This window comes from uncultured Tateyamaria sp., assembly GCF_947503415.1.
Taxonomy (GTDB): Bacteria; Pseudomonadota; Alphaproteobacteria; order Rhodobacterales; family Rhodobacteraceae; genus Tateyamaria.
On the sequence record NZ_CANNDS010000001.1, the window covers coordinates 80,415 to 99,751 of the forward strand.

A 19,337-nucleotide genomic window follows, 5' to 3' on the forward strand; every position below is an offset into this window, starting at 1 on the left:
GTCAGCTATCTCCTGTGGATTGGCCTTGGCGGTTTCCGGGTTGGCCGGACTTGCGCCCTTGTCCGCGCGGCTGGCTCAATGCCCTGGCAAGGGCCGAGATGTCGGTCCGCAGTTCGGCCATGCTTTCCTGCCGGCCCGCGCTGATCTCTTCCAGAATGCGCAACATCTGCACGTCGATGGACCGCAACCGCATCCGACTTTCCGCGTCGATCCCGTCGACTGTGCCTTGCCGTTCGATCACCTCGATCAACCGGTCCTGCCCTTCGGCCACGCGGTTCAGCGCATCATTGCCGCCGCCCTGTGCTTCCAATCGGGTCGTCATCCGGTCCACGGAATCCGCCAGATTGCCCAGCTTTTCATCCACCATGGACCGGCTGATATCGGACTGGGTGAACATGGTTTGCAGGCTTTCCATCTGTTCAGCCAGATGATCGATCACACCTGCCATCGCACTTTGATCATTGCCGCCTTCGCCATCGGACAGGCCGACGCGGGTGATGGAACTGAGCCACTCCTCAAGCTCGCGGTAAAACCGGTTCTGACCCCGACCGGCAAAGAGTTCGAGCAAGCCCACGATCAACGACCCGGCAAGGCCCAGCAGGGACGAGGCAAAGGCGACGCCCATGCCGCCCAATTGCGCCTCAAGCCCTGTCATCAGCCGGTTGAATACCTCGACCCCGCCTTCGCCTTCCTGCGGCGCAAGGCTACGGATCGTATCGACGACCGCCGGAACCGTTGTTGCCAGGCCATAGAATGTCCCCAAAAGGCCCAAGAAAATCAGCATATTGACGATATAGCGCGTGATATCCCGCACCTCGTCGATCCGGGTCGCTACGGAATCCAGAATGGACCGCGTGGACGTGGCCGAAAGCTGCATCCGCGCCCCGCGCGACCGCAACAGCGACGCAAGCGACGCCAGAAGCTGCGGCGCTTTGGTCTGGGCATCGGCCCGATCACTGGCAAACTCTTCGATCCATTTCACGGACGAGATCAGCGAGAACACCTGCCAGAAACAGGCGATCACCCCGATGATGAAGACCAAGACGATAAAGCCGTTCAGATACGGGTTCGCCTGAAACACCGGCAGCACGCGGGGCAAGGCAATGATGGCGCCAAACAGCGACAGGCCCAGCACAAAGACCATGGCAAAGATCTGTTGAACCGGTTGCGAAAAGTGCGGCTGCGCCTCGGGTGTGGTCTGTGCCATTTTTGGCTCCTGACCCCTGCTCTGTTTTGCTTTCGCCGCAATCTATCGGCTTTTGTGCAAAAGCGCCAAGGATTTATGCCAGAATTGCTGCAACGCGGCGTGACAGCCAATCAAGGTCAGGGTCCGCGACCCCCATGTCGGTCAGGTGTTGCGCGGTGTTGTAGAGATATTCACTGTTCGGTCCCCGGCCGCCATGGGCATGAGCGATGATCTGCGCCTGTTCTTCCAAGGGCAGGCCACCGCAATATTGCACATGATCGGGGTCGATCACGTATGTCACCGCCTCGACCCGGCGGTTGTCGCTCAGGTCTACATGCAGCATCTTTTCCAGATACGCAGACGAGATCAACTCGCGCTCGCGCAGGTAGGCCAGCGTTGTTTCTTCGGTCCCCGGTGCCACACGCAGCGCCACGCCATCGCAAGCCGCATGTGCGGCGGCATCCAGCGCCAGTACCAGCCCCGGCTCGATCTCGGACCCCCGGTGATGGATGGATCGCATGCAGAATGATCGCGCCCAGCCCGGCAACGTACCCCGCACCTGCTCCGCCACTTCGAACCCCGGGTTCCAAAGCAGGCTGCCATAGCCAAACACCCACATGCTCATTGTCACTGGTCCTTTTGCTGCGCGGTGGGGTAGACCCGATTTGGCGACAAAGGGAAAGGGTGCGCATGCGCAAAGTGATGTGGATCATCGCACTTGCTGTACTGGCATGGTGCGGCTGGTGGTGGGCCGCCTCGACCGGCCTGCGTGGCGGGGTGCAAGGCTGGTTCGACGCGCGTGCCGCCGAGGGCTGGCAGGCCGAACTGCGCGAGGTGCAGGGCGGCGGATTTCCAGTGACATTACAGGCAGGTTTGCGCGACGTGGCGTTGGCCGATCCGCAGGCTGGGCTGGCAATCCAGACCGATGCGCTTGATATCTCCGCCCCTGCGTGGTGGCCCGGCGATGTCACCGTGGCATTGGACGATGAACCGATCCTCATCGCCTCCCCTCTGGGCCGGTCCACCCTGACGATGGCGGACGGCGTCATGGCCCTGAACCTGCATCCGGGCACGGCGCTTGAGCTGGAGGCACTGGGATGGACGGCTGGCCCATGGCAGGTCAGCGACGCGATTGGTGTTCAAGCGCAAGCCGACGACTTAACCCTGACCATGGTTCAGACCGAAGGCGCGCAATATGCGCTGACGGCGTCGGCCAGCACGTTCACCCCCGGTGACGCGGCGCGGCGCGGCCTGCGTCTGCCCGAGACCTTTCCACGCTCTTTCGACAGCCTGCAGCTGAGTGCAGATATCACATTCGATCAGCCATGGGATCGCCGCGCATTGGACGACCGCCGCCCCCAGCCGCGCGTCATAGACCTGCATCTGGTCGAAGCGATCTGGGGCGATCTGCAATTCAACCTCAGCGCTGACCTGACGGTGGATACCTCAGGTGTCCCCGCGGGGACAGTCGCCATTCAGGCCGAAAACTGGCGCACGATGCTGGATCTTGCAGAAAATGCCGGCATGCTGCCCGCCCAGTTGCGCGGTCAGGCCGAGGGTATTCTCCAAGCGCTCGCCAATGCCTCGGGCGGTGCGGACACGTTGGACGTTGAACTTGCTCTCAGAGACGGTGCAATCCGGCTTGGCTTTATCCCGCTGGCCCCAACACCACGTCTGATCCTGCGCTGATCTGCTGTTGTTTCCGACAGAAAACATCAGGGGGCTCGCATGTCCGCACCATCGGTTCGAATGACGATGCCAACGACAAAGCCCGGGCGTTCAGGTCACTTGCAGTAAGGCCCACCGCGATAGCGTGCTGTGTCAAAATGGAAGTGGTCACGGTGGAACCGGTCGGAATTTGGGCCCAACACGGTGCCAAACGGCCCGCAGGCGGACTTGTGCATCGACCGCAAGGCACGGCGGTGACGCGAATTCCAGTCGTTCAGCACGGTAAGCGATGTGCCATCCTTGAGCTGAAATCCGGAGATATCAATGGCCCGCCCCTTGCCATGTTCCGATATGCGCGCGCCGCGTTGGTTGTTGCGGGTGCGGCAAGCGTAGTGCGCGGCCACGCGGTAGCTGGCCAGCCCGCCGCCCGTGTTGCGTAGCGCGGGCTTGGCCCCACTTTCCGTCCATTTTTTCAAGGCTTTGGCGGTTGTACAATCCATCAACGCTGACTGGCTCAGCGTCACGCCCGAGACTGAGCGCACACGCACCGCCTCGGAAATCCCGCAGCCGTTGATGCGTCCGGGCACAAAACCCACCACGTCGCCTTGCAGGTCCGGATCGCCACATACTTGCCCACGCTGGCGTTCTGCCCTGCGCGCCATGGCTTTCTCGACCACGGCCTTTGGGCGCAGGAAGGGGCGCAGCGACGTGGCGCGTTCCGGCAAAACGGCTGCTTGTGGCAGCGCAGAAACAACCGTTGGGACGACCGGCGCCACAGCAGCCTCGCGCACCACGTTGCGCGCGTCGGTACCCGCACGCGCGACGGGACGTTTGGAGCTCTCCGGTGCGGCGGCCGCCACCCCCGCGATTATCATCAGGCTGAGCGCAAGCGCCCTCACCGGGTCCCCCCCCGGCCAAAGTCGGGCGCGTCGGTGTCCTGACCCGCTTCGATGATTCCGCGGCGGATGGCGCGCGTGCGCGTGAAATAGTCGAACAGATGGTCGCCGTCGCCCGTGCGGATGGCCCGCTGCAGCGCGAACAACTCCTCCGTGAAGCGGCCCAGAATTTCGAGCGTTGCGTCCTTGTTGGTCAGGAACACATCGCGCCACATGGTCGGATCACTCGCCGCAATCCGGGTGAAATCCCGAAACCCGGCGGCAGAGAACTTGATCACTTCGCTGTCCGTCACCCGGCGCAGATCGTCGGCAACGCCCACCATCGTGTAGGCGATAAGGTGCGGAATGTGGCTGACCACGGCGCAGACACGGTCGTGGTGCTGCACCTCCATCCGGTCCGTCATCGCACCGAGGGCCTTCCAGTATTGTTCCACCTTCGACACCGCGCTGTCGTCCTCGCCCTCGGGCGTGACAACCAAGGTCCAGCGGTTGTCGTACAGCTCGGCAAAGCCGCTCTCCGGTCCGCTGTGTTCGGTCCCGGCCATGGGGTGCGTGCCGACGAAGTGTACGCCTTCGGGCAGGTGCGGCAGCACCGCATCGAACACCGCTTGTTTGACAGAACCTACGTCGATCACCGTGGCACCGGGCTTCAGCGCGCCTTTGATCTCCGCCATCACCGATCCCATCGCGCCAACAGGTACGGCCAGTACCACAAGGTCAGCGTCCGCAACGGCTTCTGCCGCCGTGTCCGTGACCACATCACAAAAGCCCAAGCGCCGGGTAGTCTCACGCGTCGCCTCTGACCGGGCGTAGCCGCTGATCGTCGTGGCCGCGCCCGCCCGCTGCGTGGCCCAAGCCATCGACCCCGCAATCAAACCCAAGCCGATAAAGGTGATCTTGTCGTAGATGACGCTCACGATACATTCCGCCATTCGGTGAGGGCGGCGATCACGCGCCCCGTTTGGTCAGCATTGCCGACGGTGATGCGGATACCTTCGGGGAAGCCATAGCCCGCGACCCGCCGAACCAAGATGCCGTCTGCATTCAGTGCCGCCTCTGCCGCATCTGCTTCGACCACAGAAGCCGCGCGGGCCAGCACAAAGTTCGTGTCGCTGTCGTCACAGGCCAGTCCCAATTGCCGCAGCGCCCCGGTCAGACGCGCCCGTTGATCAGCGTTCAACGCTGCGCAATCCTCGACCCATTTGGTGTCGCGCACGGCTGCCTCCGCCGCGCTGAGGGCAACAGTCGACAGGTTGAAAGGCTGGCGAATACGCGTCATCACGTCGATCATGTCCTTGGGGCCATAGCCCCAGCCAACACGCAGACCGCCGAGGCCATAAATCTTGGAAAAGGTGCGCGTCATCAACACGTTGGGCCGAGTTTCAGCCAAAGACAGCCCGCCATCATACCCGTCTGCATATTCGGTATAAGCCCCGTCAATCACAAGGATCACATGGGCAGGCAACGCATCCGCCAACCGCACAATCTCACTGTCCGGCAAACGTGTGCCGGTTGGGTTGCCCGGGTTCGTCAAAAGCACGATACGCGTCCGTTCGGTCACGGCACCAAGGATCGCATCCACATCCACCACCCGCTCGTGCTCGGGCACACACACCGGCGTGGCCCCGGCCATATTGGCAAGGATCGGATACATGGAAAACCCGTGGGCCGTGTGGATGATCTCATCCCCCGGTCCCGAGAAGGCCTGGGTCACAAATTGCAGAACCTCGTCGCTGCCAACTCCGCAGATCACGCGGTCGGCGTCCACGCCCCACACCTCGGCGATGGCAGTGCGCAGCGCCGCGTGGTCGGTTGACGGGTAAAGGTGCATGCCGGTCGCCGCTTCTTGCAAAGCAGCAATGGCCGAGGGCGGCGGGCCCGCCGGGTTTTCGTTCGACGACAGCTTCAGCACCTTCTCCACACCGGCCAAATGCGACGCCCCGCCCTGATAGAGCGCGATGTCCATGATGCCGGGTTGCGGTGTGATGCGTGCCATTGGTCCTCTCCGTATCTCAGAGAGGTTTTAGGGGGGCATGGCAGGAGTGGCCAGAGGCAAAAGTGCGCGCCTTATTCGCCAACAGGCAGGCAGCCACCGGTATCGCTCAACTCGACGCGTCCGGCGCAGGCTTCCACTTGAACCCCACCCGGATCACACCGTGGTCGTTCGTGCCACTTTCCTTGTGGTCGTCGTGGTTGAGGTGGTCGTTCTGCACAACCATCTCGTCAAAGGCCCATTTGCGGCGCTTGGAGTTGTCGTAGAATTCCTGACTGAACAAGATGTGGTCCAGACTTTCGCGCTGCCCTTTGTAGACATGGGTGTAATAGACGTCGCGCACCGACCGGTATTCCTGCATCGTCTGCGCGGTATACAGCGCGTTGTCCCCACCGCCCGAGGACAGGGGCGACAGGTATGTGGGCTGCTCGGACAGGATGTTCAGCGTGTTGCTGTCCTTGCCGTCGTTCATGTCGCCAATCACCACAACGGGCGTGTCCGTCTTCTTCACCAGCTTGGTGATGATGACGCGCAATGCTGCGGCCTCCGCCGTGCGGCGCACGGTAGAGATGGCATAGCCCAATGCATTCACATGGGGGCCATGCACGTCCTTTTCGTACCAGCTCCGCTCGCGCCAGATCTGTGTCGGACGGCGGGATTTGAAATGACAGACAAAGACATGGATGACGGGGGTCCGGTCATCTGGCTGCACCTGAAAGTGCAGGACGGGCCGGGAAAAGGTGCTCAGGGAGACCTCAAGGAAATCCTGTTGCGGATCATCGCCCCCGGTTTTCAGCTCGTATTCATCGGGAAAGTCGACAATCCATTCCGGATCCCCCACCAGCATTCCGTTACGCACGGCGGCGGCACAGACAATCTTGTCGCCTTCGTGGTCGGGGGGAACAAGCGCCGTGAAGTCCCCGTCCATCCCCGCCTCGATCAGAACCTGATCCAGCGCGGGTGCGGCCCACAGCTCTTGCAGGCCCACCACATCTGCATCCAAACGCCCAATGACCGACGCGGTATAGTCCACCTTGCGCTGGTAAATGATGGGGTCCCACCCATCAGTGTCGCCGTAAATGGCATCACCGGGGGTTTGCAGGTTCAGAAGGTTGAAGCTCGCAAAGGAAATGTCGCGCGCGCCCATGGCAGTCTCCAATTCACGTAAATCAATGGCCGGAGGCTACCACAAGTTGCGCATTTCAGGGATGGAAAATCATGCGGTCACCTGCGCAGGGCGCCACATCGGTCCCACGGCCATCAGCAGAATGCCGATGTTGAACAGCACGTTGGACGCATGGCCCGACAGGATCGACCCCGCGCTGTCCAAGGCAAACCACAGACACAGCGCCGTCACGACGCTGCGCCGCACGCCATCGGGGGCGGCGTCGTAGACCCATGCCTGCAGGCACCAGATCGTCGCGCCCCAACCCAGCAGAAGCCCGCCCATGATGGCCGCCAGAAAGCGGCTGGCCGGGTCGCCATAACGGGGCAAACCGTCCAGAGGCAGGCCCAACAGATCAACCGTAAACTGCAAGGGCGCGGACGTTGACACCATGCTGCCCAAAAACATGATCGGCGCAAAGGATGCGATGACGACAGCCGTGATCCTGAGCCAGAATTTGTGAAAATCGTGGGTCATGTGCCCCTCCATTGCTGCTACGACACAGAGGTACAGCGCACAGATGCAGCCAATCAATTACCTCGCAGGTAATGGATTGGGCCACGGGACAGCGCTAGGCTGGTTGCATGACAGATTTCCCCGGCACCCTTCGCACATGGCGCAAGGCGCGGCGCTTCAGCCAGCTTGACCTTGCGGGCGAGGCGGATGTGTCTGCCCGCCACATCTCGTTTCTGGAAAGCGGACGGGCGCAGCCAAGCCGGGACATGATCGGACGGCTCAGCGATGCACTGACCTTGCCGCTGGACGCCCGCAACCAGATGCTGACCCATGCGGGCTTTGCCGCGCGCTATCCGGCGCGGGCGTGGGACGATGTAGACATGGCGCCGATCCGGGCCGCCGTGGGCCACATGCTGCAGGCCCACAGCCCTTACCCTGCAGTGGCGGTCGACAAGCTATGGACGGTGATCAACATGAACGGTCCCGCCAAACTGCTTTTTGGCACGATGGGGTTGGACCTCGGCGGCAGTCTGCTGGACTTGATGATGTCGGATACCCTCCCGTCGTTGGTCGAAAACTGGCCTGATGTCGCCCATCACGCCTGCCAAAGGTTGCGAACGGAAAGTGCGGCCCAAGGCGGCGTGCCCGCTCTGGACCGCGTGGCTGATTACCTTGGCGCGGTGCCGGGTCGAAAACACGCGCCAACCAGCCCGGTGATCCCCACGATTCTGAACACTGGGCATATGCGGTTGTCGATCTTCGCCACCATTGCGCAATTCGGGACACCCGAAGATGTGGCGCTGGATGATCTGAAGGTGGAGCTGTATTTTCCAGCCGATGCAGAGAGCGACGCAGCCCTGCGCACGATGGCCATTGGGCTGGACAATGTCCCCCCCGCCTAAGCCACGCACCGAAATGCGACGTCGCACGCGGATCGGTTGTCGCAGTCATCTTGCGGCGCCGTTCCAACCCCATATATCAACGTTAACCTTTCAGATTTGGCATCGTAGGAGCAGGCACAGTGCAGTCGATTGTTGTCGCAAGCGATTTGTCCGAACGGTCGCGGCCCGCCGTCCACCGCGCCGTCAATCTCGCCATCGCTTTGGACGCACAACTTACGATTTTGAACGTCGTGAACAATTCTGTGCCCGATGATCTGGCACGTCAGGTTCAGGTGGGCGCGCGCGCCATTCTGGCTGAGCAGGTCACTGAAGATATCGGAGATCGAACGCTTGAATACTTCATCGATGTGATCGTCGGCGATCCGATTGCAGAGGTCGGTTCAACCATCACCAAAGCCAAGGCGGACTTGCTGATCGTTGGTCGGCACCGGCGGCGCACGTTTCTCGACCAGATCAGAGAAACGACGATGGAGCATTTCATCCGCGCAAGCGACATACCCGTGCTTTTGGTGACTAAGACGGGCGATACGCCCTACGGCAATGTCTTGTGTGGCATTGACCTGTCGCCTGTCTGCACAGCCGCCTTGAAAGTGCTTCCCACGGTGGCGCCCGGTGCCGATCTGGTGTTGTTCCACGCCCATGAAGCGTCCTTCGGGAAAGAGGCAAGACGGGATTTCGACACGTGGAAAACCGTCCATCCCGTTCCCAGGAACCTGCCTGATCCCGTTTTCGTCGAAGCCAAGGCACGAGACGCATTGGACGATCTGATGCGTCAGGGCAGCTACGATTTGCTGGCTATCGGTGGACATACACGGGCCACGGGCGGCAGCTATTTCATCGGGAAATTTACAGCTGACCTGATCAGGAATCCGCACTGTGATCTGTTGATCGGGAAATAGGCTCACAACTTGGCAGGCCAGCGCGCCGAACGCTCAAACCGTCAAGCTGGTCACGCTGTTTGCAGCGGCGCCCTGCCCGATCGCGCGACCCGCGCCAAGGCGTTCCGGACAATCAGAACATGGAACGGCATGATCCCCGCCAGATAGATGCGACCGCCGATGTTGTGCGGGTGCACCCACGTGGCAAGTGACACTTTGCCATTTTCCGACCGCACCGAGACGCGAAAGTTCAGGTGCTTGTCATCAAATCCGGCAATCAGCTCCGTTCCCGTCTCGCTTTCGACCGGAAACGGGCCCAGCTTGTCCTCAGCCTTCGGTCCATCCTGCGACAGCCCGAACGGGGCCGTGATCAGGGCGCGCAGTTTGACAAGTATTTGCGCCCAACCGGGAAAGGCGGTGATGATCTCTGCCGCCGCACGCGGGGTGGCAGTGCTGGCCACGCAATAACAGTCCAGAAAATCGCCGCTTTGCATATGGGCGTGCAATGCACTGTCGGGGGAAAGCGGGCATGCGGTGACACGCGGTGCGGAAAACATGAATGCGCTCCTTTTCGGCTGTCTCCGACGACCTTGAGCACACAAGCCCGCGGGCACCATGTGACATGAAATCACAATGGCGGAACCATCCTGCTACAGTGCAGCCACTTCGCACTATCGCAGGACGCATTTAAGTCAGACCAAGACCCACCACAGACCGCATGGCTTGTGCCGAAACTCTATGTCCGGGCATCATGGGATAATACGGAAATTGCGTTTCAAGACGCCGGCCGCCTCGATGTAGAAACGCAGACCATAGAGCATCGCGCCGGAAACAGCCCGGTGTTCTCGACTGTCAAAAAGCCCGGGCTGGCCAAAAGCGGCAATGTTGTCTTGAAGAAAGGCATTTTCGCCAAGGACAACGCATTCTGGGATTGGTTCACTGAGATTAAGATCAACACGATCTCACGCGGGAGCCTTACGACCTCTCTGCCGGATGAACGCGGCGCTCAAACACTGGTTTAGACACGCGCCAATGCCTTTCCGGGCAAGGTCACCGGTACGGATATGCAAGCTGGCGGGAACGGGATCGCGGTGGGCTCCGTCGAATTCGCCCACGACGGCATCGCCGTTCTACTCAAATGAAAAAGGGCCGCCCGATCTGGGCAGCCCTTTGAAATCTTGGTGCAGGTGTGACCCCGCCGCGCCTTAGTTCTTGGCGTAGAATTCGACGACCAGGTTCGGTTCCATCATCACCGGGTATGGCACATCGCCCAATGTGGGCGTGCGGGTGAAGGTGGCAGTCATCTTGGAGTGATCTGCGTCGATGTAGTCAGGCACATCACGCTCGGGCAGTTGTGTTGCTTCCAGCAGCACGGCCAGTTGCTTGGACCGGTCACGGACCTCGATCACGTCACCCTCTTTCACGCGGTAGGAGGGGATGTTGACCTTGCGGCCATTCACTTTGACGTGGCCGTGGTTCACGAACTGACGCGCGGCAAAGACTGTGGCCACGAATTTCGCGCGATACACAACGGCGTCGAGGCGACGTTCCAGCAGACCAACAAGATTTTCACCGGTGTCACCGCCCACACGAACCGCTTCGGCATAGATGCGGCGGAACTGTTTCTCGGTCAGGTCGCCATAGTAGCCCTTGAGCTTTTGCTTGGCGCGCAGCTGGATGCCGAAGTCGGACAGCTTGCCCTTGCGGCGCTGACCGTGCTGGCCGGGGCCATATTCACGACGGTTGACGGGGGATTTGGGGCGACCCCAAATGTTTTCGCCCATGCGGCGATCGATTTTGTACTTGGCAGACGTGCGTTTTGTCACGGCTGATCTCCTTCGGTTTGTGTTTCCAAAGGGCGTTGTCCTCTGTCCGGATTTTGCCGAACCGACAGGAAACCCCTTGCGGGGGCCACCAACACCAATGAAGCCGCGCTTATACGGGCAGATCGGACAGAGTCAACGGCTACTTCGGCCCACCCATCGCCGCACATTCCGCATGACGGAAACATGGGGTGATGTGGTCATTGACCAATCCCGTCGCTTCCATAAAGGCATAGACAATCGTCGGACCTACGAACTTGAAGCCACGCGCGCGCAAATCCTTCGACACCTGTTCGCTCAGCTTGGTCTTGGGTGGGACCAGATCGCGGCTGCCGAAATTCGTCTGCAAGGGCGCGCCATCCACGTATTTCCATAAGAATTTATCGAAGCCCATCTCGGCATTAACCTCCAGATAGGCGCGCGCATTGGTTATTGTCGCCTCAATCTTGCCCCTGTGACGCACAATGCCAGGGTCCGCCAGAAGGCGCTGCACATCGGCCTCGCCCCATCCGGCCACAACCTCGGGATCGAACCCGGCGAACGCCGCGCGGAACGCATCCCGCTTGCGCAATATCGTGATCCAGCTCAGACCGGCCTGAAATCCATCAAGGATCAGCTTCTCCCAAAGGGCGCGCGGATCGTGTTCCGGAACCCCCCATTCGGTGTCGTGATACGCCACATAGTCGGGCGCCTCGCCCTCCCATCCGCAACGGTGCAACATGCCAGTTTTCCCTTCGTTTGGTTAACGAATAAAATTGGAACAAAATGCAAACATTAAGACTGTTTTTACGGCTGGAAGACAATGGTGGCTACAGTTTTTGAGCAAAAGGGTCGCTGCCAGCCCATGACGAAAAACCAGATGCCCTTTATGCCCTCCGGGGCGGACAACCCGCTAAGTGCTGCGGTGTCTGCCCGCGACCGCAGCACGCTGACCATGGTCGAGCAGGCGGTGAAACATCAGCAAACGATGTTGGCGTTCCAGCCGGTGGTGATTGCCAGCGACCCGGGCCGCGTCGGGTTTTACGAGGGGCTGATCCGTGTGGTGGACGACACCGGGCGCATCATCCCCGCCAAAGACTTCATGCCAGTGGTGGAACGCGCGGAACTAGGCCGGGAGATTGACACTGTCGCGCTGAACATGGGGTTGCGGACGCTGTACGATAACCCCGAAATCCGCCTGTCGATCAACATGTCTGCCCGCTCCATCGGCTATCAACGCTGGATGCAGACCCTGAACCGCTGGCTCAAGAAATGCCCGTCTGTCGGGGAACGCCTGATCCTCGAAATCACCGAAGGGTCGGCCATGGATCAGCCCGAACTGGTTGTCGACTTCATGGACAGGCTCTCGACCCGCGGCATCTGCTTTGCCCTGGATGATTTCGGCGCCGGGTACACCGCATTACGGTACTTCAAGGACTTCTTCTTTGATGTGCTCAAGATCGACATGGAGTTCTGCCATGGCATCGCCAATGACCCCGACATGCAGGCACTGACAGCGGCCATCATTCAGATCGGGCACCACTTCGACATGCTCGTGGTGGCCGAGGGGGTCGAACGGCAGGAAGATGTCGAGCGGTTGACATTGATGGGCGTCGACTGTCTGCAAGGTTTCTATTTTCAAGCGCCACAGGTGCGGCCGAATTGGTTGTTCGGCAAGCGTCTCGCTACGCAACAGGCGGGTATGCGCGCCTGAGACATAACGTCCGTTGCCGCATGGCAGCGAATCCGATACTGCACGCGCAGCGCGGGACCATTCTGAGGCCCGCACCTGCGTGTTAAGCCTCGGGCGTGCAAAGTCTCGGATTGGTCCTCATGACAACTGACAGAGGACCTGACACTATGACCAACATCGTCATCGCTTCAGCTGCCCGGACTGCCGTTGGCAGCTTTGGTGGCTCATTCGCCAACACACCTGCTCACGATTTGGGCACTACCGTGCTCGAAGCGGTGGTAGAGCGTGCGGGCATCGACAAGTCCGAGGTCTCCGAAACAATCCTTGGTCAGGTCCTGACCGCAGCCCAAGGCCAGAACCCTGCCCGTCAGGCGCACATCAACGCAGGCCTGCCCAAGGAAAGCGCTGCATGGTCGATCAACCAGGTTTGCGGCTCCGGCCTGCGCGCTGTGGCACTGGGTGCCCAGCACATTGCACTGGGTGACGCGGACATCGTCGCCGCCGGTGGTCAAGAAAACATGACACTCAGCCCCCATGCTGCCGCCCTGCGCGCCGGTCACAAGATGGGCGACATGAAATACATCGACACCATGATCCGCGACGGTCTGTGGGACGCCTTCAACGGCTACCACATGGGCCAGACGGCAGAGAATGTTGCCGACCAGTGGCAAATCACGCGCGATGCGCAGGATGAATTCGCCGTGGCCAGCCAGAACAAGGCCGAAGCCGCCCAGAAGGCTGGCAAATTCGCCGACGAAATCACTGCCTTCACCGTGAAAGGCCGCAAGGGCGACACCATCGTCGATGCCGACGAATACATCCGTCACGGCGCGACCATGGAAGCCATGCAGAAATTGCGCCCCGCCTTCACCAAAGATGGGTCGGTCACAGCCGCCAACGCCTCTGGCCTGAATGACGGCGCTGCCGGTGCCCTGTTGATGAGTGCCGACAACGCCGAAAAGCGCGGGATCGAGCCTTTGGCCCGCATCGCCAGCTATGCCACTGTCGGCCTTGACCCGTCGATCATGGGTGTGGGCCCAATCTACGCCAGCCGCAAAGCGCTGGAAAAAGCCGGTTGGAAGCCCGAAGATCTGGACCTTGTCGAAGCCAACGAAGCCTTCGCCGCCCAAGCCTGCGCCGTGAACAAGGACATGGGATGGGACCCGTCGATCGTAAACGTGAACGGCGGCGCAATCGCCATCGGTCACCCCATCGGCGCCTCGGGCGCGCGCATCCTGAACACCCTGCTGTTCGAAATGAAGCGTCGTGACGCCAAGAAAGGCCTCGCCACTCTTTGCATCGGCGGCGGCATGGGCGTTGCCATGTGCCTTGAGCGTCCATAAGCGCTTGGACGACCAGTCGACGCGACTGATCTAAACCAAGGCGGTGCCATACGGTGCCGCCTCCCTCATTCCCATCACGTTTTCGCCTACAGGCACAGGTTGCACGTAATAAAGTTGCGCCAAACCGCTATATCGGCGAAAGAATATTGAAAGACATAAAAGGAGTTTCCCATGTCCCGCGTAGCACTCGTCACCGGCGGCAGCCGAGGTATCGGCGAAGCCATCTCGAAAGCCCTGAAAGACGCAGGCTATTCCGTTGCCGCCACATACGCTGGCAATGACGAAGCCGCCGCAAAATTCACGGACGAGACCGGCATCAAGACCTACAAATGGAACGTGGCCGATTACGACGAATCGAAAGCGGGCCTCGCGCAGGTCGAAGCTGATCTTGGCCCCATCGACATCGTCGTCGCCAACGCTGGCATCACCCGTGACGCGCCGTTCCACAAAATGACGCCCGAGCAATGGCACCAGGTCATCGACACCAACCTGACGGGCGTGTTCAACACGGTGCACCCGGTCTGGACCGGCATGCGCGACCGCAAGTTCGGCCGTGTCATCGTGATCTCGTCCATCAACGGTCAAAAAGGCCAGTTCGCCCAAGTGAACTATGCCGCGACCAAGGCGGGCGATCTGGGCATCGTGAAATCGCTGGCACAAGAAGGCGCGCGCGCAGGCATCACCGCAAACGCGATCTGCCCCGGCTACATCGCGACCGAAATGGTCATGGCCGTCCCGGAGAAAGTGCGCGAGTCGATCATTGGCCAGATCCCCGCAGGCCGCTTGGGCGAGCCGGAAGAGATCGCGCGCTGCGTGGTGTTCCTGGCCTCCGACGATTCGGGCTTCATCAATGGCTCGACCATCTCAGCCAACGGCGCGCAGTTTTTCGTCTAAGTCCCTGAAAAGGTTCAGGGGGTGCACACCCGGTGTACGGGTGGTGCACAAGGGGTGTACGGATGTCACCCCCCCCTTTCAGACAAGAAAAAGGGCCGGTGCAGCGATGCACCGGCCCTGTCTTATCCCGTAAGATGGCGCGCGCGCATCAGCGGGAAGTCTTCGCCCCAAACAGCCAGTTCCAAGCGTCGGCCAGAACGGCACCACGTTCTGCATGTGCTTTTTCAAGGCCTTGGCGGATGGCGGGGGTGGCGGATGTCTCAAACATTGTCGGTATCCTCTGGAGCGTTATGTCTCGATTGATGTGAATATGCGCTTATTTACGCCACCCGACAAACGAGACTTTCCAAGGCTTCACACAAGCTGTACTTAACTGACTATGCCCGACCGCCTCCCCCCGCTCACCGCCCTCCGCGCCTTCGACGCCGCCGCGCGCCATATGTCCTTTGCAAAAGCGGCGGAGGAGTTGCACGTCACACCCGCCGCGCTCAGCTTTCAGATCAAATCGCTTGAGGAATATTTAGGCGCACAAGTCTTTCGCCGCCTCAACCGCGCAGTCGAGTTGACCGAAGCAGGCCGCGCCATGGCCCCCGGAATGGCCGACGGGTTTCAGGCCCTTGCCGCTGCTTGGCGCGCCGCAGAGCGCACTTTGGACAACGAAACCTTGACCGTTACAGCAGGCCCGGCCTTCACCGCGAAATGGTTGGCCCCACGCCTTTACGATTTCGCACAAGCCCACCCGGAGATTGAGCTTAGGTTTTCAGCCACCCTCAAACTCGTGGACCTCAGCCGCGATGCCGTCGATGTTGCAATCCGTTTTGGCCCAGGCACGGACGAAGGGGTCTACTCTGTCCCGCTGGTCGAAGAGTGGGTGTGCCCCGTGATGACACCCGAGATGGCTGCCCGCTTTCCCACGCCCGAAAGCCTGCGGGACGCCACGTTGATCTTTGACGACAGCATCGCCTTCCTGAAACCCTCCAGCGATTGGGCCACATGGTTCCGGATGATGGGCGTTGATTTCGCCCCCACGGCTGGCCCGAGGTTCAGCCAGGCGGATCACGCCGTAGACGCCGCTTTGGCCGGGGTTGGCGTCGTGCTGGGTCGCAGATCGCTTGTGGTCAAGGATCTGGACGATGGCCGTCTTGTCGCGCCCTATCCCAACGCACTCGACACGGGCGTGCGGTTCCGGTTCCTGTGCAGCGAAGGGGCAGAAACGCGGCCCCAGATCGCCGCCTTCCGCGATTGGATCCTTGCAGAGATCGAGAAGACCGGACATATCACCGACCAAATGATCCGCCTGCCTTCTTCCGATTTCCAAGCCGAATGACACGGCCCACCGCCACCTTGATCGGTTTTGTGGCCGTGCTGCTTTGGGGTGTGCTGGCACTGCTGACCGTCGGGTCCGCGCCCACACCGCCCTTTCTGCTCAATGCACTTTGCTTTGCCATCGGTGGCACGCTGGGTTTGATCTGGACGGCTGCCAGCGGTGGCCTTGGGCAGCTGCGCACCGTGCCGTTGCATGTCTATCTCATCGGGACGCTGGGCCTTTTTGGCTATCATGCGCTTTATTTCTCCGCCCTGCGCTTGGCACCCGCTGCCGAGGCGAGCCTGATCGCCTACCTCTGGCCGCTTCTCATCGTGCTTCTGTCCGGCCTGTTACCCAGAGAATCACTTCGGGCTGGTCACGTCATCGGCGCACTTGTGGGATTTGCGGGCGCCGCGTTGATCGTGACAGGCGGCGCGGCTGGTTTTGATCCAAGCGCGATGCCCGGATATTTACTGGCGATGGCCTGCGCGGTCACGTGGTCAAGTTATTCCGTGCTGTCCCGGCGTTTTGGCACGGTGCCGACGGCATCGGTGGCCGTGTTCTGCATCGCAAGCGCGGTGCTGTCCGTGCCGCTGCATCTGCTTTTGGAAGAAACGGTCTGGCCAATAGGCACCGTGGGCTGGACCAGCGCGGTCCTGCTTGGCCTCGGCCCTGTCGGCCTTGCGTTTTATGTCTGGGACATCGGCGTGAAACGCGGCGATATCCAAATCCTCGGCACTGCGTCCTATGCGGCACCGCTTTTGTCGACTTTGGTTTTGATCGTGGCTGGCGTGGCCGCGCCCAGTTGGTCATTGGCCATGGCGGCCATTTTGATCACTGGCGGGGCGCTCCTGGCAGCCCGCGCCAGCCTGAAGGGTCACATCAACTCGAAAGTCGGGTGATTTCCTCTTTCAGTTTCAGCTTCTGCTTTTTCATGGATGCCACTTCGACATGGTCGATGCCGGGCGATCGCTGGGCCATGTCCACCTGATCACTCAGGCTCTGGTGCTTCTTTTTCAACTCTTCGAGATGGGCGACAACGCTCATTCAGTCCTCCTTGCTGATAAAGTGCACCCACAGCGAAGCACAGGTTCGTGCGCAAGTCACGCCGCAGGCGCAGCATAGACACAAACAAAGGTAGGTATGGTTAATAGCCGGTTAAAGATGCAGCGCGGCCCCTTCGCGCAAAACGGCACTGATTTCAGGTGTATAGCTTTCACCATCCCGTTCGTGACGTGCACCCTCATGCAAAATGATCGGAAAATGCAGACAAAAATTTGCGCGACCATTCTTGCGCGCGCGGAAAATCACCAGCTCTGCCGCTTTCCCAATCCGTGGACACAGCGGCCAGACTTCGGGGCTGCCAAGCCGCCCGGCAGCGGCGGCAAGCAGGTCAGGCACCCGCTCAACCCGGTTGATCATGTGCAGGTATCCCTTGTGCCGGAGCCGCCGCGCCGCGGCATCGATCCACGCCGCCACGGGTGTCTCAGCCCCGCGCCCCGCCTCACGCCCAGTGTCGGTGGCCTCGCGCCCGGCCTTGCGGTCAAAGTAAGGTGGGTTTGCCAACACATGGTCAAAACTGCGATCCCGCAACGCCTCTGGCATGTCTGTCAGATCCCCCACAAAGGTCTCCAGCCCATTGCGCCCGGCGAGTGCGGCGTAGTCCGCCTGCCGCTCAAGTCCCACCAGGTCCAGCCCCGGCACCCGCGCGCGCAGACACAAACCTGCCGTGCCCACGCCGCAGCCCAAATCCAGCACCGATTGCCCAACCTTCGCGGGCACGGATGCCGCCAGCAAAACCGGATCAACCCCCGCCCGATACCCCGCTTTCGGCTGCCACAGATGCAGCTGCCCGCCCAGAAAAGCATCGTGCGTCAGATCAGCGTCCAAGGTCGATGTCATTGTCCGTCACCACCTTCAAAGCGGCGTCATAATCGTCGGCCCGCACCATCAATCGACGCGGGAAAATTCCGATGCCGCCTTCAAGGATGCTCATATTTACGTCCATCTGAAAGCAGTCTATATCCTCGCCCTGAAGAAGGGCGGAGGCAAAGGCGATGATCGTCGGGTCGGTGCTGCGCAAAAGTTCCTTCATATCATGGATGTAGGGGCACACCGGCCTAGCTGTCGAGGGGTGCAATGAGGAAAGTGATGGACGCGTCCACAATCGCAAAGCCGCACGACCGTCTGGCTGCCTATCTGGCGGCCGATCTGGAGGGCGTCAACGACCTGATCCGCGACCGGATGGCGTCCGAACACGCACCGCGCATCCCCGAAGTCACGCGGCATCTGGTCGAAGCGGGCGGCAAGCGCCTGCGGCCCATGCTGACGCTCGCTTCGGCGCATCTGTGCGGCTATCCCGGCCCCTATCACGTGCATTTGGCCGCCACAGTCGAATTCATTCACACGGCGACCCTGTTGCATGACGACGTGGTCGACGAAAGCGGGCAACGGCGCGGGCGGCCCACGGCCAACCTGCTGTGGGACAACAAGTCTTCGGTCCTTGTGGGCGACTACCTGTTTGCGCGCAGCTTCCAACTGATGACCGAGACAGGCAATATCGACGTCCTGCGCATCCTGTCTGACGCTGCGGCCACCATTGCCGAGGGCGAGGTGCTGCAAATGACGGCGGCCCAAGACCTCGCGACGGACGAAGCGATCTACCTGCAAGTCGTACGCGGCAAAACAGCCGCGTTGTTCTCTGCCGCGATGGAGGTGGGCGGTGTTATCGCGGGCAAGGACGCCGCGACGACGCAAGCGCTGTTCGACTATGGCGACGCTTTGGGTATTTCCTTCCAGATCGTGGACGATTTGCTGGATTACCAAGGCCAAGCCTCAGCCACGGGCAAAAATGTCGGCGACGATTTCCGCGAACGCAAACTGACATTGCCTGTGATCAAGGCTGTGGCCAAGGCCGACGCCGAAGAGCGCGCCTTCTGGTCCCGCACGATCGAGAAAGGTCAGCAGGACGACGGCGATCTCAACCACGCGCTGGATTTGCTGCACAAACACGGCGCGCTTGAGGCGACCAAGACCGACGCCATTGCGTGGGCGAACAAAGCCAAGGCATCGCTCGGCACTCTGCCCGCACATGACCTGCGCGACATGCTGATTGATCTGGCAGATTACGTGGTCGAACGGATCAACTGACCGGG

General features: G+C 60.9%; 23 protein-coding genes. 10 read left to right on the plus strand and 13 right to left on the minus strand.

The window, feature by feature from the left end; genetic code table 11:
• Position 1: 1 nt before the first annotated feature.
• Complete coding sequence (locus Q1A32_RS00435; protein WP_299610672.1) at positions 2-1,207, minus strand: biopolymer transporter ExbB; 1,206 nt, start codon at positions 1,205-1,207, stop codon at positions 2-4.
• Positions 1,208-1,280: 73 nt separating this feature from the next.
• Positions 1,281-1,811 (minus strand): gamma-glutamylcyclotransferase, encoded by a 531-nt coding sequence (locus Q1A32_RS00440; RefSeq protein WP_299648034.1) that lies wholly within the window; start codon positions 1,809-1,811, stop codon positions 1,281-1,283.
• 65 nt (positions 1,812-1,876) lie between these two features.
• Here Q1A32_RS00440 and Q1A32_RS00445 point away from each other — a divergent pair, with 65 nt between their 5' ends.
• Positions 1,877-2,875, plus strand: coding sequence for a DUF2125 domain-containing protein (locus tag Q1A32_RS00445; protein ID WP_299648037.1), 999 nt, complete (start codon positions 1,877-1,879; stop codon positions 2,873-2,875).
• Between the two features lie 95 nt (positions 2,876-2,970).
• On the opposite strand, the gene Q1A32_RS00450 is transcribed toward Q1A32_RS00445, so the two are convergent.
• The 5 genes from Q1A32_RS00450 to Q1A32_RS00470 form a co-directional block, all read right to left on the minus strand.
• A complete protein-coding gene (locus tag Q1A32_RS00450; RefSeq protein ID WP_299648040.1) occupies positions 2,971-3,753 on the minus strand; it encodes an extensin family protein in 783 nt (260 codons plus the stop codon).
• Positions 3,750-4,670 carry a prephenate/arogenate dehydrogenase family protein gene (locus Q1A32_RS00455; protein ID WP_299652696.1) on the minus strand — a complete coding sequence of 307 codons (921 nt, stop codon included), beginning with the start codon at positions 4,668-4,670 and terminating at the stop codon, positions 3,750-3,752. The genes Q1A32_RS00450 and Q1A32_RS00455 overlap by 4 nt, the downstream gene beginning before the upstream one ends.
• The gene (hisC, locus tag Q1A32_RS00460; RefSeq protein ID WP_299648043.1) at positions 4,664-5,746 is read right to left on the minus strand and encodes a histidinol-phosphate transaminase; all 1,083 of its coding nucleotides are present in this window, start codon (positions 5,744-5,746) and stop codon (positions 4,664-4,666) included. The genes Q1A32_RS00455 and hisC overlap by 7 nt, the downstream gene beginning before the upstream one ends.
• 106 nt (positions 5,747-5,852) lie before the next feature.
• The gene (locus Q1A32_RS00465) at positions 5,853-6,890 is read right to left on the minus strand and encodes an endonuclease/exonuclease/phosphatase family protein (protein WP_299648046.1); all 1,038 of its coding nucleotides are present in this window, start codon (positions 6,888-6,890) and stop codon (positions 5,853-5,855) included.
• A 69-nt stretch (positions 6,891-6,959) separates the two neighbouring features.
• Complete coding sequence (locus Q1A32_RS00470) at positions 6,960-7,385, minus strand: hypothetical protein (RefSeq protein ID WP_299610654.1); 426 nt, start codon at positions 7,383-7,385, stop codon at positions 6,960-6,962.
• Positions 7,386-7,492: 107 nt separating this feature from the next.
• Here Q1A32_RS00470 and Q1A32_RS00475 point away from each other — a divergent pair, with 107 nt between their 5' ends.
• Positions 7,493-8,266: a helix-turn-helix domain-containing protein gene (locus Q1A32_RS00475; RefSeq protein WP_299648049.1), complete on the plus strand. Its 774-nt coding sequence runs from the start codon at positions 7,493-7,495 to the stop codon at positions 8,264-8,266.
• Between the two features lie 119 nt (positions 8,267-8,385).
• On the plus strand, positions 8,386-9,165 hold the full coding sequence (locus Q1A32_RS00480; protein WP_299648052.1) for a universal stress protein: 780 nt from the start codon (positions 8,386-8,388) through the stop codon (positions 9,163-9,165).
• Positions 9,166-9,215: 50 nt separating this feature from the next.
• Here the strand turns inward: Q1A32_RS00480 and Q1A32_RS00485 are convergent, their stop codons facing one another.
• Positions 9,216-9,701: a DUF2867 domain-containing protein gene (locus tag Q1A32_RS00485; protein WP_299648055.1), complete on the minus strand. Its 486-nt coding sequence runs from the start codon at positions 9,699-9,701 to the stop codon at positions 9,216-9,218.
• Between the two features lie 168 nt (positions 9,702-9,869).
• Here Q1A32_RS00485 and Q1A32_RS00490 point away from each other — a divergent pair, with 168 nt between their 5' ends.
• Entirely contained in the window at positions 9,870-10,166 is a 297-nt protein-coding gene (locus Q1A32_RS00490) for a phage tail protein (protein WP_299648058.1), read from the plus strand.
• A gap of 183 nt (positions 10,167-10,349) precedes the next feature.
• Here Q1A32_RS00490 and rpsD read toward each other — a convergent pair whose 3' ends face one another.
• Both rpsD and Q1A32_RS00500 read right to left on the minus strand, forming a co-directional pair.
• On the minus strand, positions 10,350-10,970 hold the full coding sequence (gene rpsD / locus Q1A32_RS00495; RefSeq protein WP_189369417.1) for a 30S ribosomal protein S4: 621 nt from the start codon (positions 10,968-10,970) through the stop codon (positions 10,350-10,352).
• Positions 10,971-11,109: 139 nt separating this feature from the next.
• A complete protein-coding gene (locus Q1A32_RS00500) occupies positions 11,110-11,688 on the minus strand; it encodes a DNA-3-methyladenine glycosylase I (protein WP_299648061.1) in 579 nt (192 codons plus the stop codon).
• Positions 11,689-11,811: 123 nt separating this feature from the next.
• On the opposite strand from Q1A32_RS00500, the gene Q1A32_RS00505 reads away from it, so the two are divergent.
• From Q1A32_RS00505 to Q1A32_RS00525, 5 genes are all read left to right on the plus strand, one after another.
• Positions 11,812-12,660, plus strand: a complete 849-nt coding sequence (locus Q1A32_RS00505) for an EAL domain-containing protein (RefSeq protein WP_299648064.1) — start codon at positions 11,812-11,814, stop codon at positions 12,658-12,660.
• A gap of 146 nt (positions 12,661-12,806) precedes the next feature.
• Positions 12,807-13,982, plus strand: coding sequence for an acetyl-CoA C-acetyltransferase (locus Q1A32_RS00510; RefSeq protein WP_299610632.1), 1,176 nt, complete (start codon positions 12,807-12,809; stop codon positions 13,980-13,982).
• A gap of 171 nt (positions 13,983-14,153) precedes the next feature.
• Positions 14,154-14,876 carry an acetoacetyl-CoA reductase gene (phbB, locus tag Q1A32_RS00515; protein ID WP_299610629.1) on the plus strand — a complete coding sequence of 241 codons (723 nt, stop codon included), beginning with the start codon at positions 14,154-14,156 and terminating at the stop codon, positions 14,874-14,876.
• A gap of 379 nt (positions 14,877-15,255) precedes the next feature.
• Entirely contained in the window at positions 15,256-16,203 is a 948-nt protein-coding gene (locus Q1A32_RS00520; RefSeq protein ID WP_299648067.1) for a transcriptional regulator GcvA, read from the plus strand.
• On the plus strand, positions 16,200-17,084 hold the full coding sequence (locus Q1A32_RS00525; protein WP_299648070.1) for a DMT family transporter: 885 nt from the start codon (positions 16,200-16,202) through the stop codon (positions 17,082-17,084). The genes Q1A32_RS00520 and Q1A32_RS00525 overlap by 4 nt, the downstream gene beginning before the upstream one ends.
• Here the strand turns inward: Q1A32_RS00525 and Q1A32_RS00530 are convergent.
• The 3 genes from Q1A32_RS00530 to Q1A32_RS00540 all read right to left on the minus strand — a co-directional run bounded on the left by Q1A32_RS00530 (position 17,065) and on the right by Q1A32_RS00540 (position 18,277).
• On the minus strand, positions 17,065-17,229 hold the full coding sequence (locus tag Q1A32_RS00530; protein WP_299610622.1) for a YdcH family protein: 165 nt from the start codon (positions 17,227-17,229) through the stop codon (positions 17,065-17,067). The genes Q1A32_RS00525 and Q1A32_RS00530 overlap by 20 nt on opposite strands.
• A gap of 111 nt (positions 17,230-17,340) precedes the next feature.
• Positions 17,341-18,084 (minus strand): tRNA1(Val) (adenine(37)-N6)-methyltransferase, encoded by a 744-nt coding sequence (locus Q1A32_RS00535; protein WP_299648073.1) that lies wholly within the window; start codon positions 18,082-18,084, stop codon positions 17,341-17,343.
• Positions 18,062-18,277 (minus strand): DUF2007 domain-containing protein, encoded by a 216-nt coding sequence (locus Q1A32_RS00540; RefSeq protein WP_299610618.1) that lies wholly within the window; start codon positions 18,275-18,277, stop codon positions 18,062-18,064. Before Q1A32_RS00540 ends, Q1A32_RS00535 begins: the two co-directional genes overlap by 23 nt.
• 56 nt (positions 18,278-18,333) lie before the next feature.
• On the opposite strand from Q1A32_RS00540, the gene Q1A32_RS00545 reads away from it, so the two are divergent.
• Complete coding sequence (locus tag Q1A32_RS00545; RefSeq protein WP_299648076.1) at positions 18,334-19,332, plus strand: polyprenyl synthetase family protein; 999 nt, start codon at positions 18,334-18,336, stop codon at positions 19,330-19,332.
• Positions 19,333-19,337 lie beyond the last annotated feature (5 nt).

What these genes read in the sequence shown, in the direction of transcription:
- Q1A32_RS00435 (WP_299610672.1), bottom strand. Translation starts at nt 1,207, where the DNA reads ATGGCACAGACCACACCCGAGGCGCAGCCGCACTTTTCGCAACCGGTT.
- Q1A32_RS00440 (WP_299648034.1), bottom strand. Translation starts at nt 1,811, where the DNA reads ATGAGCATGTGGGTGTTTGGCTATGGCAGCCTGCTTTGGAACCCGGGG.
- Q1A32_RS00445 (WP_299648037.1), top strand. Translation starts at nt 1,877, where the DNA reads ATGCGCAAAGTGATGTGGATCATCGCACTTGCTGTACTGGCATGGTGC.
- hisC (WP_299648043.1), bottom strand. Translation starts at nt 5,746, where the DNA reads ATGGCACGCATCACACCGCAACCCGGCATCATGGACATCGCGCTCTAT.
- Q1A32_RS00465 (WP_299648046.1), bottom strand. Translation starts at nt 6,890, where the DNA reads ATGGGCGCGCGCGACATTTCCTTTGCGAGCTTCAACCTTCTGAACCTG.
- Q1A32_RS00470 (WP_299610654.1), bottom strand. Translation starts at nt 7,385, where the DNA reads ATGACCCACGATTTTCACAAATTCTGGCTCAGGATCACGGCTGTCGTC.
- Q1A32_RS00475 (WP_299648049.1), top strand. Translation starts at nt 7,493, where the DNA reads ATGACAGATTTCCCCGGCACCCTTCGCACATGGCGCAAGGCGCGGCGC.
- Q1A32_RS00485 (WP_299648055.1), bottom strand. Translation starts at nt 9,701, where the DNA reads ATGTTTTCCGCACCGCGTGTCACCGCATGCCCGCTTTCCCCCGACAGT.
- Q1A32_RS00500 (WP_299648061.1), bottom strand. Translation starts at nt 11,688, where the DNA reads ATGTTGCACCGTTGCGGATGGGAGGGCGAGGCGCCCGACTATGTGGCG.
- Q1A32_RS00505 (WP_299648064.1), top strand. Translation starts at nt 11,812, where the DNA reads ATGACGAAAAACCAGATGCCCTTTATGCCCTCCGGGGCGGACAACCCG.
- Q1A32_RS00510 (WP_299610632.1), top strand. Translation starts at nt 12,807, where the DNA reads ATGACCAACATCGTCATCGCTTCAGCTGCCCGGACTGCCGTTGGCAGC.
- phbB (WP_299610629.1), top strand. Translation starts at nt 14,154, where the DNA reads ATGTCCCGCGTAGCACTCGTCACCGGCGGCAGCCGAGGTATCGGCGAA.
- Q1A32_RS00520 (WP_299648067.1), top strand. Translation starts at nt 15,256, where the DNA reads ATGCCCGACCGCCTCCCCCCGCTCACCGCCCTCCGCGCCTTCGACGCC.
- Q1A32_RS00525 (WP_299648070.1), top strand. Translation starts at nt 16,200, where the DNA reads ATGACACGGCCCACCGCCACCTTGATCGGTTTTGTGGCCGTGCTGCTT.
- Q1A32_RS00530 (WP_299610622.1), bottom strand. Translation starts at nt 17,229, where the DNA reads ATGAGCGTTGTCGCCCATCTCGAAGAGTTGAAAAAGAAGCACCAGAGC.
- Q1A32_RS00535 (WP_299648073.1), bottom strand. Translation starts at nt 18,084, where the DNA reads ATGACATCGACCTTGGACGCTGATCTGACGCACGATGCTTTTCTGGGC.
- Q1A32_RS00540 (WP_299610618.1), bottom strand. Translation starts at nt 18,277, where the DNA reads ATGAAGGAACTTTTGCGCAGCACCGACCCGACGATCATCGCCTTTGCC.
- Q1A32_RS00545 (WP_299648076.1), top strand. Translation starts at nt 18,334, where the DNA reads ATGGACGCGTCCACAATCGCAAAGCCGCACGACCGTCTGGCTGCCTAT.